This window comes from Halobellus sp. Atlit-38R (assembly GCF_003665925.1).
Lineage (GTDB): Archaea > Halobacteriota > Halobacteria > Halobacteriales > Haloferacaceae > Haloquadratum > Haloquadratum inordinatus.
Window position 1 is genome coordinate 144,155 of the sequence record NZ_QXIJ01000005.1, and the last position, 13,675, is coordinate 157,829.

12 protein-coding genes are annotated in these 13,675 nt (G+C 63.7%); 6 read left to right on the forward strand and 6 right to left on the reverse strand.

Features of this window, described 5'->3' with window-relative positions; translation table 11 throughout:
• Nucleotides 1-117 precede the first annotated feature (117 nt).
• Entirely contained in the window at nucleotides 118-1,716 is a 1,599-nt protein-coding gene (locus tag D3D02_RS09015) for a class I adenylate-forming enzyme family protein (protein WP_121569650.1), read from the forward strand.
• Nucleotides 1,717-1,735: 19 nt separating this feature from the next.
• Here D3D02_RS09015 and D3D02_RS09020 read toward each other — a convergent pair whose 3' ends face one another.
• From D3D02_RS09020 to D3D02_RS09030, 3 genes are read right to left on the reverse strand one after another with little or no spacing between them, the layout of a single operon-like run.
• The gene (locus D3D02_RS09020; protein WP_121569651.1) at nucleotides 1,736-2,287 is read right to left on the reverse strand and encodes a Zn-ribbon domain-containing OB-fold protein; all 552 of its coding nucleotides are present in this window, start codon (nucleotides 2,285-2,287) and stop codon (nucleotides 1,736-1,738) included.
• Nucleotides 2,284-3,480, reverse strand: a complete 1,197-nt coding sequence (locus D3D02_RS09025; protein WP_121569652.1) for a beta-ketoacyl synthase N-terminal-like domain-containing protein — start codon at nucleotides 3,478-3,480, stop codon at nucleotides 2,284-2,286. Before D3D02_RS09025 ends, D3D02_RS09020 begins: the two co-directional genes overlap by 4 nt.
• Nucleotides 3,481-3,483: 3 nt before the next feature.
• Nucleotides 3,484-5,430 carry a 3-hydroxyacyl-CoA dehydrogenase/enoyl-CoA hydratase family protein gene (locus tag D3D02_RS09030; RefSeq protein WP_121569653.1) on the reverse strand — a complete coding sequence of 649 codons (1,947 nt, stop codon included), beginning with the start codon at nucleotides 5,428-5,430 and terminating at the stop codon, nucleotides 3,484-3,486.
• A gap of 399 nt (nucleotides 5,431-5,829) precedes the next feature.
• Between D3D02_RS09030 and D3D02_RS09035 the strand changes: the two genes are divergently transcribed.
• Genes D3D02_RS09035 through D3D02_RS09055 form a run of 5 tightly spaced genes read left to right on the forward strand, consistent with a single transcriptional unit; the run spans nucleotide 5,830 to nucleotide 10,732 of the window.
• Nucleotides 5,830-7,074 (forward strand): ABC transporter substrate-binding protein, encoded by a 1,245-nt coding sequence (locus tag D3D02_RS09035; protein WP_158599339.1) that lies wholly within the window; start codon nucleotides 5,830-5,832, stop codon nucleotides 7,072-7,074.
• 8 nt (nucleotides 7,075-7,082) lie between these two features.
• On the forward strand, nucleotides 7,083-8,102 hold the full coding sequence (locus D3D02_RS09040; protein WP_121569655.1) for a branched-chain amino acid ABC transporter permease: 1,020 nt from the start codon (nucleotides 7,083-7,085) through the stop codon (nucleotides 8,100-8,102).
• Complete coding sequence (locus D3D02_RS09045; protein WP_121569656.1) at nucleotides 8,099-9,223, forward strand: branched-chain amino acid ABC transporter permease; 1,125 nt, start codon at nucleotides 8,099-8,101, stop codon at nucleotides 9,221-9,223. Before D3D02_RS09040 ends, D3D02_RS09045 begins: the two co-directional genes overlap by 4 nt.
• A complete protein-coding gene (locus D3D02_RS09050) occupies nucleotides 9,216-10,028 on the forward strand; it encodes an ABC transporter ATP-binding protein (protein WP_121569657.1) in 813 nt (270 codons plus the stop codon). The genes D3D02_RS09045 and D3D02_RS09050 overlap by 8 nt, the downstream gene beginning before the upstream one ends.
• Nucleotides 10,025-10,732 (forward strand): ABC transporter ATP-binding protein, encoded by a 708-nt coding sequence (locus tag D3D02_RS09055; RefSeq protein ID WP_121569658.1) that lies wholly within the window; start codon nucleotides 10,025-10,027, stop codon nucleotides 10,730-10,732. The genes D3D02_RS09050 and D3D02_RS09055 overlap by 4 nt, the downstream gene beginning before the upstream one ends.
• Before the next feature lie 91 nt (nucleotides 10,733-10,823).
• Here D3D02_RS09055 and D3D02_RS09060 read toward each other — a convergent pair whose 3' ends face one another.
• The 3 genes from D3D02_RS09060 to D3D02_RS09070 all read right to left on the reverse strand — a co-directional run bounded on the left by D3D02_RS09060 (nucleotide 10,824) and on the right by D3D02_RS09070 (nucleotide 13,636).
• Nucleotides 10,824-11,345: a winged helix-turn-helix domain-containing protein gene (locus tag D3D02_RS09060; protein WP_121569659.1), complete on the reverse strand. Its 522-nt coding sequence runs from the start codon at nucleotides 11,343-11,345 to the stop codon at nucleotides 10,824-10,826.
• A gap of 248 nt (nucleotides 11,346-11,593) precedes the next feature.
• Nucleotides 11,594-12,718, reverse strand: a complete 1,125-nt coding sequence (locus D3D02_RS09065; protein WP_121569786.1) for an MFS transporter — start codon at nucleotides 12,716-12,718, stop codon at nucleotides 11,594-11,596.
• Between the two features lie 120 nt (nucleotides 12,719-12,838).
• Complete coding sequence (locus D3D02_RS09070) at nucleotides 12,839-13,636, reverse strand: SDR family oxidoreductase (protein ID WP_121569660.1); 798 nt, start codon at nucleotides 13,634-13,636, stop codon at nucleotides 12,839-12,841.
• Between the last annotated feature and the right edge of the window lie 39 nt (nucleotides 13,637-13,675).

The following is a 13,675-nucleotide window of genomic DNA, read 5'->3' on the forward strand; positions in this document are numbered from 1 at the left end:
TAAATTATTGATCTGTGATGCCATACCAGGGCGGTCGTTGGGTGCGCGGACCGCAAGACGAGCGGAAGGTTCCCGACAGCGACGCACTGGTGTGACCTGCTAACTGGACCGAAACCAATGCACAGGCCACTACTCACGACTGACTTCTTGGACAGGGCGACGGAACTCTACGGCGACGACGTTGGGGTCATCGCAGACGACGGGACCGAGTTCACTTACGGCGAACTCGGAGCGCGAGTCAATCGGCTCTCGAACGCGCTCCGCGAGTGGGGCGTCGAAAAGGGGGATCGGGTCGCGTTGCTCTCGCCCAACTCGCATTACTTCATCGAGACGCTCTACGCGACGATGCAACTGGGCGCGCTGTTCGTCCCGCTGAACTTCCGCCTCCAACCCGGAGAGTACGATTACCTACTGGGCGACTGCGAACCGGACGTGCTGATCGCCGATTACGAGTACGCCGAAAAGCTCCAGCACCTGAAAGAGGGCGGCGAGACAAGCGTCTCGCAGTGGGTCGCATACGACGCCGACCGCGTCGAGGGCGACTGGGACGACTACGAGACCGTCCTCAGTGACGCGTCTCCCGCACAGCCCGAACGGCCGGACATCAGCGAGGACGACGACGCGACGATCCTCTACACGAGCGGGACGACCGGCGATCCGAAGGGCGTCGTCCACACCCACCGCATCCAGCACTACCACGCGATGATCCACGCCCATCACGTGGAGTTCGAGGACAACGACACGCTGCTTTGGACCTCGCCGATGTTCCACATCAACGGCTGGGGCCACATCTACGGGCTGACCGGCATCGGTGGAAAGCACGTGATACTCCGGGACTTCGACCCCGCGACCGTGTTCGAGCGGATCAACGACTACGACGTCTCGTATCTCGGCGGCGCGCCGACGGTCCTCAATATGCTGCTCGAATACCACGAGGACGCGGACGTGCCGACGACCGGCGAGATGCCCGTCCGCGTCGAAACCGCTGCCAGCCCCCCGCCGAAACGGACGATCAAGCGGACCGAAGACGAACTCGGCTGGCGGATCATCCACGCCTACGGGGCGACCGAGACGGGGCCGCTCATCACCACCAGCAACTCGAAGCGGAAGATCGAACAGGGGAACAAGTACGACATCATCAACAAACCCGGGTTCGCGACGCTCAACACGGAGATCCGTGTCGTCGACGAGGACGGCGAAGAAGTCCCCCTCGACGACCAGACCAAAGGCGAGGTCGTCGCCCGCGGGAATCAGGTCCTCGATCGCTACTGGAACAAGCCCGAACAGACGGAGCAGGCCTTCCACGACCGGGTCGACGGCTGGTTCCACACGGGCGACATCGCCACGATGGACGAAAACCGGATGCTCACGATCGTCGATCGCAAGAAGGACATCATCATCTCGGGCGGCGAGAACATCTCCAGCATCGAGGTGCAAGACACCATCTTCGATCACCCCGACGTGAAGGTCGCCGCCGTCATCGGCGTCCCACACGAGAAGTGGGGCGAGACGCCGAAGGCGCTCGTCGTCACGCGCGAGGGGGCAGACCTCACGGAGGAGGGACTGATCGAGTTCTGCCGCGAGAAGTTGGCCCACTACAAGTGCCCGACGAGCGTCGAGTTCCGCGAGGAGCTCCCGCAGACCTCGACGGGGAAGATCCAGAAGTACGAACTGCGAGAGGAACACTGGGACGACGCCGAGCGCGACGTCAACTGATAGCCATCGCGAACTGTTTTCAGAGAGGCTCGAACCGGTAGAAGACGCGGTCCTGCTCGGTCGGTCCGTCGATGTCCATCACCTTCAGTTGGACGGCGTCACCCGTCTCCAGTTCGTCGTAGGTGGCGTCGTCGACCCGCGCAGAGAGCCTGACAGGTCCCAGATCGACCACGCCGACGACGAACGGCGGGTCGTCGCTCATCCCGATAGCCGCGGTCCCTCGGACCTCGGTGAACGAGGTGAGCGTCCCCTCGTGCGGCAGGTCAGTGTACGCGAGGTCGTCGCTCAGACACTCCGGACAGACGACGCGCGGGGGAAAGTGAATCGCGTCGCAGTCGGTGCACTGTGTCGTCGTGAGCGAGCCCGCACGGAGGTTGTCGTAGAACTCGTGGATCCGGGTGTGTGCTGGGTCCTGGAGATCGTAGAAGTCGAGCAGCCGCGGGAGCTCGACTTCGTCCGGAAGCGAGATGGTTCCGCGTGGCGGGTCGCTGCGCTCACCGCCATCCGTACGGAGGAGGTCGTCGGTCGGGTCGTCTGCGTCTTTCGAGCCGGTGTGGTGGGGTCGAGTCATTGTGGGTCCCTCGCGAGCGTCATCACGCTGTGCACTGAGGCGCTGCCGCTCAGATTGTGAATGAGGCCGGTCTCTGGATCGTCGGGCACCTGCCGGGCACTGGACACGTCGCCGGTGAACTGTCGGTACACCTCCAGTGCCTGGCAGACGCCGGTCGCACCGAGCGGATGCCCGCACCCGAGCAGGCCGCCGCGCGGATTGACCGCGACGTCGCCGTCGAGTTCGCTGCGCCCGTCCTCGATGAACTGCCCGCCTTCGCCCTCCTCGGCGAACCCGAGCTGTTCGTACTCGATGATCTCGCTGATCGAGAAGCAGTCGTGGACCTCCGCGACGTCGATCTCCGCAAGCGGGTCCTCGATCCCGGCCTGCTCGTAGGCCTGCTGGGAGGCCTCGCGGGCCTGCGGCCACGTCGTCAGCGACGGGATGTTGTTGACGGAGTTGCTCGCCATACAGGACTGGCCGCTGCCGGTGATGTACGCGGCCGTCTCCACGCCCAGTTCGGCGGCTTTCTGCTCGCTGACGACGAGTACGCCCGCAGCGCCGTCGGTGATACCGCTACAGTCGAGCAGTCGGAGCGGCGGGGCGATGGGGTACGAATCGAGGACGTCGTCGACGTCCACGTGCTCTCGGTAGTGTGCGAATTCGGTCTCGGCGGCGAGACTCTTGTTCTTCGCGCTCACCATCGCGAGCTGTTCTTGGGTCGTCCCGTGTTCTTCCATATGCCGCTGGGCGTACTGGGCGAAGTACGACGGTCCGTTGAGGCCGTTGACGCCGTCGAACTCCCGGTCGAGCACGTTCGTCATATTCGACTGGATCTCCGGCATATGCTCGCGGTCGATGTTCATCTTCTCGACGCCGAGCACGAGCGCGACGTCGAGTTGACCGGCGGCGATCGCCAGCCAGGCGTAGCGCAGCGCGGCCTGCCCGCTCGCGCACGCGAGTTCGGTGCGAGCTAACATTCCGTTCACGTCGATGCCGAGTAGTTCGGCGACCATCGGCGCGACGTGGCTCTGGAACGCGAACCGTTCGGGTTGCACCGCTCCGACGAACAGCCCCTCGACGTCTTCGGGCTCAATCCCGTCGACGTCGTCGAACGTCGCTTTGCCGGCTTCCTGTGCGAGATCCTTCCACGTGGCGTCGCGCTCGCCCCATTCGGTGAGCCCGCCGCCGACGATGGCTGCGTTGTGTGGCATTTCTCAGTCCTCGAAGTTCGGTTCGCGGTCGTTTCTGAACGCCTGGACGCCTTCGAGCATATCGTCGGTCGTCGTCAGCAGGCCGAAGCCCTGGCTCTCCATCTTCAGCCCGGCGTCGAGACTGGCGTCGTCGCCCTCGTTGATGACCTGCTTTGCGACTTTCAGCGCCGTCTTGGGCCCCGAGGCGACGTCGCCGACGAACTCCTCGACGGTCTCGTCGAACTCGGCTGGCGGAGCGGCACGGTTGATGATTCCCCACTCCTCGGCGCGCTCGGCGCCGAAGTGATTTCCGCGGAAGATGATCTCCTTCGCGCGTGGCTTGCCGACGAGGCGGGTGAGGCGCTGGGTGCCGCCGCCGCCCGGAATCAAGCCGAGATCGACTTCCGGACTGCCGAACGTGGAACTCTCGGTCGCGAGTCGGAGGTCGCAGGCGAGCATCAACTCGAATCCGCCGCCGAGACAGAATCCGTCGATCGCGGCGATCGTGGGTCGATCGAAGTTGTAGATCCGTTCGATGGATTCCTCGACGTCCATAATCTCGGTCGGCGCGTTGGCGGTGAAGCCCGTGATGTCCGCACCGGCAGAGAACGCGCGGTCGCCGGCGCCCTCGAAGACCACGCAAGACACCTCGTCCGTGTCGGCGTCCTCGAGCGCGTGGCCGACTTCTGCGAACATTTCCTCGCTGAAGGCGTTGAGCCGCTCGGTGCGGTCGAACTCGATCGAGAGCACGCCCCGCTCGTCGAGATCGACGTTCAGGAACTGATAGGGGTACTCGCCCGTGTAGTCGTAGAACCCCGCGCCCGCGTCGACGCCGGTCTCGCCGGCCTCGACCAGTTCGACCAGGTAGTCAGCGGGTTCGTATCGCGCGGCACCGGTCTCCTCGTAGAGCGCCTCCAGTTTGTCGAGGACCGTCTCGAGCCCGACCGAGTCGCCGACGCGACAGGTCCCCAGCGGGAACCGGCCGCCGAGACGAACGCCGAGGTCGATGTCTTCGGGCGTCGCCACGTCGTTGCCGACCAACTTCGCCGCCTCGTTGATCATCCGGGCTTCGATGCGGAGCGTGTCGAAGCCCTCGCCGTCGCCGGGTTCGTAGTCGACGCCGTCGCCGTCCTCGTAGTCGTAGAAGCCCTTGCCTGTCTTGCGGCCGAGCGTCTCGTCGTCCACCATCGCGGCGATCGACGGCGGCACGTCGTACGCGGAAGCTTCGAGGAAGTCGTAGGCGATGTCGATGCCGCCGTAGTCGTTGAGTTCGAAGGGCCCCATCGGGTACCCGCGGTTGAACACCATCCCAGCGTCGGCCTCCTGGATCGTGCACTCCTCGCGGTCGAGCATCCACGCGGCCTCGCCCATAAACGGCACGAGGACGTTGTTCACGACGAAGCCGTGGACGTCCTTCTTGACGTCGATGCCCGTCTTGCCGATCGAGTCGACGTAGGCGTGTGCGCGCTCGATGGTCTCGTCGCTGGTCGCGTCGCCGTGGACGACTTCGACGAGGTCCATCCGCACGGGCGGATTGAAGTAATGCGTCCCGACGACCTGTTCGGGCCGGTCAGTGGCCTTAGCCATCTCGGTGATCGAGAGCCCCGACGTGTTGCTCGCGAGGATCGCTCCTTCGGGGGCGTGCTCGTCGACTTCGGCGAAGGTGTCCTTCTTGAGTTCCATCCGTTCGGGCACCGCCTCGACGACGAGATCGGCATTCTCGACCGCCGCTTCGAGGTCGGTGAAGCCCTCGACTCGGTCGAAGACGTCCGCAGCCGATTCGTCGATCTGCCCTTTCTCAGCGAGTTTGCCGAGGCTCCACTCGATGTTGTCGAGACCGTCGTCGACGTACTCCTGCTCGATATCTCGAATAGAGACAGTGTAGCCCGCAATCGCAGCAACCTCGGCGATGCCGTGACCCATACTTCCGGCGCCGAGTACCGCGACGTGTTGGATGTTCGCTTCCTGCATTGCTTACCCAAGCGTTAACGTTGCTATTCAATCTTCTGGTGTTTTAGACACAGTGTTTAGAATTAGCTATTGAAGAGACATTGTGGTGAAATTGTAGGCGTATACGACACCAACTGTAAAGTCGATTGCCGGGGCTGTGTCTGGAGGGTTATACGAGCACCAGACGTGTAGTACGTCCTCCCACTGCGTACAGAGCGGCCCGCTATCGTGAAGTGTGGTAACATACGTGTTCTAACAAGGTTTCTGAATGGGCGCTGCTTCGTTTACTATTTCACCACAATCGACCCCTATACTTAACGAAAGTATTATCAAGTTCGGCTCTAAGGTGTGGAGCGAGCTATGAGATCACCTACCAGACGCAAGGTGCTAAAGACGGGTGGCGCAGCCTCAGTAATCGCAATGTCCGGACTCGCCGGTTGTTCAGGTGGCGGCGGAGGCGACGGCGACAACAGTGGTGGGGACGGCGGTGGCGACTCGGGGACGACGGGTGGCTCGACGAGTCAGGACACAGGTCCGAATTCGTTCCACGTCGGCGTGTTCAACCCCCAGAGCGGTCCGTTCGCGCCGTGGGGACCCGCACTCCGAACGGGCGCCGAACTCGCAGCGGAGGACCTCGAAAGCGAACTCGGCGTCGACATCGAGATCAGCACCTACGACACCGAAGTCAATCCCAGCGCGTCGCTGGAGCGAATGAAACGAGCCGTGACGGCGGATGGCATCGACTTCGCGCAGGGCGCGCTCTCGTCGGCCGTCTGTACGAAGATCGGGACGTGGGCCTCCGACAACGGCGTCTCCTACATCGCAGACGGCGCGTCTGACACGCTGACGGGATCGAGCTGTCAGCCGCATATGTTCAGCACGTACTCTTCGAACACGATGCTGGTCAAGTCCATCGGGGCACGGATGGCCGACATCGCCGACAAGTGGTACCTGCTGTACTCCGATTACATCTGGGGGCAGAACGCCCAGGAGCTCTACATCGAAGAGATCGAGGCCAACGGCGGCACGGTGGTGGAGTCGGAAGCGACGCCGTTCCCCAACGACGACTACACGTCGTACCTCAACAACGTCGCTAACTCCGACGCGACCGGGCTCGGTCTCGTCCTCCCCGCGCTCGACAAGCGACTGGCGATGAAACAGCTCCGGAACAAAGGAATGCACGAGAACTTCAAGCTGATGGGTCACCAGGCCGAAGACATCGCGTTCTGGGGACTCAGCCAGGAGTCCGCGGCGATGATGGACATCGCCTCGACCGGCTGGACGAACGCGATCGACAGCGCAGAGGAGTTCAAGATGCGGGTCGCAGACCGCGATCAGAACCCGTACGTGCGCCACGCCAACGCGTACATCGCGATGGATCAGCAGGTCCGCGCGGCCGTCCGTGCCGGGTCGACAGACGGAGAAGCGATCCGCGGCGAACTCGAAGGCCACACCGTCGAGAGCGAGAAGGCGCTGAGCATTATGCCGGGCGACCTCGAATGGCGAGCCTGCGACCACCAACTCGTGCACCCGACCTGGGCGATCTCGGGGCGCTCGATGGACGATATGCAGACCGACCCCTACAACGCGTGGTTCCAGGTCGAGGGGTCGAGCGCCGGAAAAGACGTAATGCGTAGCTGCGACGCGACGGGCTGCTCGCTGTGAACTCACGTATGAACGCCATTCCCATTCCGGGAACGCAGCGCAGCATCACGCCCGCTGGAGGTGTCGTCTGGGGCGTCCTGGTGCTGTTGACGGTGATGAGTGCCATCGTTCGCCCCGGCCTGTTCATCGATCAGGTCATCGGCGGCCTCGTGTACGGACTCGTCTTGGTGCTGATCGCGCTGGGGCTGTCCATCGTCCTGGGGCTGCTCGGCATCGTGAACTTCGCCCACGGCGCCCTGTTCATGCTGGGCGCGTACTTCACCTTCCAGTTGATGGAAGTCTGGGGAGTCTCGTTCTGGGTCACGCTGATCGTCGCACCGATCGGAGTTGGACTCGTCGGCGTCGCCATCGAACGCGGCGTCCTCCGACATCTCTACGACAAGAACCCCCTGAACGGACTGCTCGCGACGTTCGGCATCGCGTTGATGCTCGGTGAGGCGACACGCGCCATCTGGGGCGGGACGCCGCGAAGCGTCGTGGCTCCGCAAGTCCTCTCGATGGGCTTCGATCTGGGTGTCACGACCGTCTCGCGAATCCGCCTGTTCACCGTCGCCGTGGCGGTTATCGTCATCGCGGCCGTCTACCTGCTCATCGAGCGCACCGACTTCGGTCTCTCCGTTCGCGCGGGCGTTCTCGACCGCGAGATGGCCGAGTTCCTCGGCGTGAATATGAACGTGCGGTTCATCTCGATGTTCGTGCTCGGCGCGGCCATCGCGGGTCTCGGCGGCGTCCTCCGGGGTGCCGCGGTGGGAATGGACGTCGGGATGGCGAATCAGTTCATCATCCTCGCGTTCGTCGTCGTCGTCGTCGGCGGGATCGGAAGCCTGTTCGGGAGTGTCGTCGCCGGCCTCCTGATCGGTGGCGCGAGCTATCTGACGCCGCTGTACCTCTCGACGCTGGCCGAGGTGACGACGCTGGAGTTCATCAATATTCCCGGCATCGGCGGACTGGTCCCGTATCTGGTGATGATCGTCGTGCTGCTCGCACGGCCACGCGGGCTGTTCGGACAGGAGGGCTTCCTCGAATGAGCGACGAATCCGCCACGAACCGAACCGGAGGGAGCCTCGTTTCGGGACTCCCGCTCGGGGCGCTGAATCGGTACAAGGTTCCAATCGGGTCGATCCTGTTGGTCATCTTGCTCCGTCCACTAGTGTCGATGGAATTCCTCCTCGGATACGGGTCTGTGGCGAACACCATCCTCATCTGGATGCTGTTTGCGGCCTCGTTCAACCTCCTCTTGGGGTACACGGGGCTGCTGTCGTTCGGCCACGCGATGTTCCTCGGGATCGGGGCGTACGTCACGGCGATCGGGCTGTCACGGTTCAGTTCGTCGTTCGTCCTGTCGGCGGTCGTCGCGCTCGCGCTCGCCGGGGTCGTCGCCTATCTCATCGGCCGGATCACCGTCCAGAAAGGTGAGATCTACTTCGCGATGCTCACGCTCGCGTTCGGGACGACCGCGCACTTCATCGCCAACTACAACCCGGCCGGACTGACCGGCGGGACGACCGGCATCGCGGGCGGTGCGGTCCCGGCGTGGATCGAGACCGAACGCGGTCTCAAGTACGTGAACCTCGGCGGCTTCCAGTTCGACTGGTACTGGCTCGTCGCGGCGGCGGTCCTCGTCGGCCTCGTGGTTCTCTGGCAGATCGTCCGCTCGCCGTTCGGGCGGACGCTCATCGCAATCCGCGAAAACAAAGAGCTGGCCCGCGCGATGGGGATCAACACCTACCGATACAAGGTGTGGGCGTTCACCCTGAGCGGGGTCGTCGCCGCCTACGCCGGCACGATCCTCGAAATCAACGAACAGGGCGCGACGCTCTCGCTCCTGACCGTCGAGACCAGCGGCGACGTAATCCTGATGACGGTGCTCGGCGGTGCGAACTACTTCTTCGGCCCCGTCGCCGGCGCGTTCGTGTGGCTGTTCGCCGAAGATTACCTGACCGACTTCGAGATGCTCGTCCTGCCGCTGAAAGAGGTCCCGATCGTCAGTCTCGAACTCGCGGGCGTGTTGGCGTACTGGCAGTTCTTCCTCGGACTGCTGTTCGTCATCGCAGTGCTGATCGCGCCACGCGAGGGGATCTGGGGACTCCTCAGAGACAGTATCGAAACGCTCTACGACCGACTGCGGACCGGTGAAGAAGATGTCTGAAACAGATACGTCGACGACCGATCGAACGGACACAGGCGACGCCCAGACGGCAGCCCTTGGCTCGACGGGCCTCACGAAGCGGTTCGGTGGCATCGTCGCCGTCGACGACGTCGATCTGGCCGTCCCCGAGGGCGAACTACGAGCGATCATCGGTCCGAACGGGGCCGGCAAGACGACGCTTTTCAACGTGCTCACGCACGCGCTCGAACCGACCGACGGAACGGTGTATCTCCACGGCGAGGAGATCACGGATCTCCCACAGGAACAGCGGCCCCACCGCGGCCTCGCCCGCTCGTTTCAGTCGAATCAGTTGTTCAACGAGTTGAGCGTCCTCGAAAACGTCCGGGTGGTCGTCCAGACGATCGAATCCGGACCCTTCTCGTTCGATCTCCTCGGCGAGGGGCGGTCCCAGCACCGCGAGCAAGCCCTGCACATTCTGGACTCTGTCGGGCTGACTGACAAACGCGAAGTCACTGCGAAGAACCTCTCGCACGGCGACCAGCGTCGCCTGGGTATCGCGATGGCGCTGGCGACGGATCCTTCGGTACTCCTGCTCGACGAGCCGACGAGTGGCCTCGGAACGAACGAGACGGGGCTCGTCACCGACCTCATCGAATCGGTGCATCAGGACCTCGGGTTGACGCTGCTCTTGATCGAGCACGATATGGATATCGTCCTCTCGATCAGCGACCGCGTCACCGTCCTCGATCAGGGGCGCGTTCTCGCGACGGGCACGCCCGACGAGGTCAGAGGCGACGAGGAGGTCCAAGAAGCGTACCTCGGCGGAATGCGGGAGGAACTATGAGCCTCCTCGACGTCTCCGAACTGGAAGCCGGATACGAGACCGGACAGGTGCTGTTCGGCGTCGACCTCTCGGTCGACGAGAACGAGGTCGTCTCGCTGCTCGGCCGCAACGGCGCGGGCAAGACGACGACGATGCACGCACTCGTCGGTGCGGACGTGCCCCGGGTGTTCGGTGGGTCGATGACGTTCAACGGCGAAGACCTCCGTGCGCACCGAAATTACCAGATTTCGGACCTCGGGCTGTCTCTCGTTCCCGAAGGACGCCGGTGCTTCCGAGACCTCACGGTCAAAGAGAATCTCCGGCTCGCGGCGAATCACGCCAGCGATCCGCTGCCAGTCGAAGAGGTGCTGGATCAGTTCCCCGAACTCGACGATATGCGGGATCGCCCCTCGAAGAATATGAGCGGCGGCGAACAGCAGATGCTGGCGATTGCGCGAAGCCTCGTCACGAACCCGAAGCTGATGCTCCTCGACGAGCCCTGCGAGGGGCTGGCTCCGTACATCGTCCGACGGATCGAGTCGATCATCCAAGAGATCAACGAGAAACAGGACGTGAGCGTCCTCCTGGTAGAGCAGAACGTCGCCGTGGCGGTCGCTGTCGCCGAACGGCACTACATTCTCGACGAGGGCGAAATCGTCGAGGAAGTCTCGACGGCGCAACTCCGCGAGGACGACGAACTCAGACAGGAGTACCTGGGAGTCTGATCCGGGTCGTCAGTCGCCGACCGTCTGCTGTCGCGAACCGTCCCCTGTCGAAGTAAACGGTCGCATACGTGTCCTGTCGCTCAGGGCTGTATCACTCACCGCCGTTCGATTCGAGGTGATCGAAGAGGCCGGGCGTCGTCCCGAACTTCAGCACGTTCGTCATCGTGGAGCTACGGACGTTGCTGACGGCTTGTCCGTGCTCTTTGTAGAACTCGTGGAGCCACTTCGACTCCGCCTCCTGGCTGGGGAACATCATCACCGACTTCCACTGGTACTCCCCGTCCGAGAGGAAGTAGAAGATGGAGTACTGACTCGATCGGATGTGTTCCATCGTGTCACGCCAGTGTTCTTTGAAGTTCTCGGGGTTGAATTTGAACTCCATCAGCGCGAACGTGAAGTACGACTCGTTCGGGATTATCGCTTCGCGGAAGACGCCCGCTTCACGCATATTCCGGATCGCTTTGCTCACCGTGACGTGGCTGACGTCGATTCCGTGTTCTTCTTCCAGGACGTCGGTGAGTTCACGGGCGGAGAGTTGTGGGTCCCGTGCGAGTTCTCTGAGGATGACGACGTCTCGCTCTTTGAAGTCCCACGCTGGTCTGCTGTCGCTCATTCTGCGTTCTGCCTCAAAGCCGGTTGTCGGGGAGAACGTTTCGATAGGACGGCCCGCCAGCGACGGTCTCGCCGAAACTCAAACATTTGGTAACACACTCACGGCTAATAGAAAATGTGTGGTAAAATAATTACCGTGTGACGTAGTTGGTGTTAATCGGCGCTGAGGCACGTATCGTCCGTCGAGAAACGACGAATACCCGTCGAGACACACCGATCGGCGCGGGTCCCAGTCCAGTGGCGCACAGGTTACCGGTTGCGGAACAGCAGCCACGCCGCGACGAGCAGACAGACGACGAACCCGCCGAACGCGAGGTCGTAGCTGCCGTAGGTGGCGACGATCCCGACGTATGCCGGGCCGACCGCGTTCGCGCCGAGAAAGAGCGCCCGCGCTGCACCGAGGTCGGCACCCATCCCGCCGTCGGGCGCGTCGTCGACGATGATCGCGTCGGCGAGCGGGAAGCCCGCCTTGTACCCGAGCGCGAGAAACGCCACTGTGAACCAAATCGCGACGGTCGCGGACGCGACGACGAGAGCCATCAGGCCCGTCGCGGCGACGAGCAGCCCGGCGACAGCGATCCCACGCCGCGAGAACCGATCGCCAAGCGACCCAGCCAGCGGCTTCACGGCGAGGCCGACCGCGAAGACGATCGCGAACGTCAGGCCCGCCAGGCCCTGGGAGAACCCCTTCGTCTGGGCGAGGTACGTCGGAATGAAGTTGATGATCCCACCGACCATAAAGTAAAACAGCGAAAAGGCGACGAGCGTCTCCCGCTGCTGGGAACTCTCGACGAGCCGACCGACGGTGCCGGAGACGTCGAGTGAGGTCTCGCCGACGTGGTAGCCGTCTCTCGTGGTTGCGGCGTAGGCGGCCGTGAGCAGTCCGAGGCCGATCGCGACAGGGAAGAAGGGCGTCCGCCAACTCGCGTACGTCAGCGCGAGGATCGCGACGCCGGAGGAAATCAGTCCCCCGGCGTCGGTGCCGGCGGCGTAGATGCCGAGCGCGCGGCCGCGCTGCTTGGTGAAGAGGTCCGAAAGCAGCGCTCGCGACGGAATCGCAAAGAGCCCTTTCCCGATGCCGACGACCGTCGCGGCGACGAAAAACAGCACGACACCGTTCGTCAGCCCGAACAGCGCGAATCCGGCGGCGAGGACGAGCAATCCGGGGACGATGAGCGTCGTCCGGTTCCAGCGGTCGGAGTACTCGCCGCTCGGATACTGGATGAGCGCGTACGCGCCACCGAAAATAGAGAGCGCGATACCGGCAGTCGCCTCGGTGATCCCGAGGTCCGCGATGATCGTCGGCAAGAGCGGAGAGATGAGAAACCGACCGGTCTGGAGCATCGCCCACCCAAGCGAGACGGCCACCAGCATCCGCCGCGCGTAGCCGGTCATCTCGGTCGTCGAGTCGGTCACGGTGCCGACTCGGACGCGGAGCGTGACGTGGGTTCCGGTTCGTTCCTCCGAGCCGAACCAGAAGATCGGGGCCGGTCACTACAGGTTCGAGGCGCTCTCGCCGCCGTCGATCGGCAGCGCGACACCCGAGAGATAGCTCGACTGTGGGGAAGAGAGGAACGCGACGGTCCGCCCCAGATCCATCGGGTCGCCCAGGTGTCCGGCAGGAATCTCTTGGGCCCAGTCGTCGATTCCCTCCTCGTAGGAGTCGTACGCGCCGGTTTCGAGGCTCTCGTCGACGAGCGCCTCGACCCGCGGCGTCTCGTGGGTTCCGGGGAGGACCGCGTTCGCGCGAACCTCCGGGGCGAGTTCCTTCGAGAGCGTCTTCTCGAGGCCGACGACGCCCATCCGGACCGAGTTCGAGAGCACGAGGTCGTCGACGGCTTCCTTGACGCTGATCGACGCGATAGTGACGATCGTTCCGCCGCCGTCGGCGCGGAGATGCGGTGCGGCCGCCCGGACCGTCCGGACGACACTCATCACGAGGAGGTCGAACGCCTCGTACCACTCCTCGTCGGTCGTTTCGAGGAACGATTTGGCCGGCGGACCACCGGCAGAGGTCACGAGGTGATCGAGGCCGCCGAACTCCTCGATCGGGCGTCTGACGAGCGCGTCGACGGCGTCGGGATCAGTCAGATCTGCGGCGTGCCCGACGACAGTCGCGTCAGTCGCCGCGTCAGCCCGGACGTCAGCGACGGCTTCTTCGAGCCGGTCTTCGTCGCGTCCGTTGAGCACGACGTTCGCGCCCTCTGCAGCGAGCGCCCGTGCAGACGCCTTCCCGAGGCCGCTACTCGATGCCGTCACGAGTGCCGCATCGCCCGCAATTTCGAGATCCATAGCTGTTCGACAGAGCCCGAAAGCAAAAGCGTTCAGCAG